The sequence below is a fragment of the Saccharomonospora iraqiensis subsp. iraqiensis genome (genome assembly GCF_000430445.1).
GTDB lineage: Bacteria > Actinomycetota > Actinomycetes > Mycobacteriales > Pseudonocardiaceae > Saccharomonospora > Saccharomonospora iraqiensis.
Genome location: NZ_KE387129.1, coordinates 1 through 1,424, shown reverse-complemented (window position 1 = coordinate 1,424; position 1,424 = coordinate 1). Strand labels below are relative to the sequence as shown.

The window sequence follows — 1,424 nt, the reverse complement described above, 5'->3', positions numbered from 1 at the left end:
CGGGCCGTGCGGCTCGGCGGGGCGATGGCGACCGCGGTCGCCGGGTTCGCGTTCGGCCTGCTCGCCCGCGGTGACGCCGTGTTCTCCGTCCCCCTGGTGATCGTCGTGGCGGCGGTGTCGGCGCTGGTCAGCGCGGCGGGCAGCAACGCCTCGATCGCGGCGCTGCAACTGTTCGTGTTCACCGTGCTCGGGACCGGCAGGCCGGAGGACGGCTTGTCCTACGCCGTCACGCTCGGGTGTTTCGCCGCGGGCTCCTGCTGGGGCCTGCTGGTGTCGCTGGCCGGGTGGACCGTGCGCGCCACCACCCCCGAACGGGAGGCCGTCGCCCAGGTCCACCTCGAACTGGCCGGGATGCTCTCCGCCGTCTCGGCCGGCGACGACGACATGTCCCGGGCGGCCCGGCACCAGCTCACCCGGGCGATGAACACCGCCTACGACCGGTTGCTCAGCGCCCGGTCGTGGCTGTCCGGGCGGGACGAGACCTACCGGGGGCTGCTCAACCTGCTCACCGCCACCACACCGGCGATCGAGGCGTCGGTGGCGGTGGTGGACTCCGGGGAGCGCCCGCCGCGCGCGGTGATCGCCTACTTCACCGACCTGGCCACGGCGGTGCGCGGGGACGATCCGCTGCCCCACCCGCCGGGGGACGTCCCGGAGTCGCCGCCCGAGATCGCGGCGCTGTACGCGGCCCTGACCACGATCGGCATGGAGGAGCAGCGGCTGCACCGGGCCCGGGTCCCGGTCCGGCAGCGGCTGTCCGAGTGGGTCTCCTCGTTGGCCGCCGGCCCGGTGACCTGGACCGTCGCGGTCCGGGTGACGCTCTGCGTCGCCCTCGCGGAGGTGGTCCGGGTCGTCGTCCCGGTGGAGCGGTCGTACTGGATCACCCTCACCGTGGGGCTGATCATCAAGCCCGACTTCGGCTCGGTGTTCGGCCGGGCGGTGCTGCGCGGGCTCGGCACGGTCGCCGGGGTCGGGCTCGGCGCCGTCGTGGTCGCCCTGGTCCCGCCCGGGATCTGGGTGGCGGGCCTCGTCGCGCTCTTCGGGTCGGCGGCCGCGCTCGGGAAGATGCGCAGCTACGGGTTGCTGAGCGCGTTCGTGACCCCGCTGCTGATCGTGCAGATGGAACTGTCCACCGGGGAACGGGACGTGGCCCTGGCCCGGCTGGAGGACACCGCGCTCGGCTGCGCGATCGTGCTCGTGTTCGGCTATCTGTTGTGGCCGGGCAGCAGGCGTCCGGTGCTGGGCGGTCGGTTGGCGGACGTCGCCGAGGAGATCGCCGACTACGCCGACGCGGCGCTGCGTCCGGTGGACACCGCCCAGCGGCGACACGAACGGTCCCGCCGGCGGCGCCGGGCCTACCGCGCCCTGTCCGACCTGCGGACCGTCTTCCAGCAGCTCGTCGTCGAGCCCTCCGCGGCGGGGCG

Annotated in this window: 1 protein-coding gene; it reads left to right on the top strand. The window is 74.6% G+C overall.

Going from position 1 to position 1,424, the window contains the following annotated elements; genetic code table 11:
• The coding region (locus ACTIR_RS24380) for an FUSC family protein (protein WP_034241058.1) at positions 1–1,424 on the top strand (1,424 nt) is incomplete at both ends.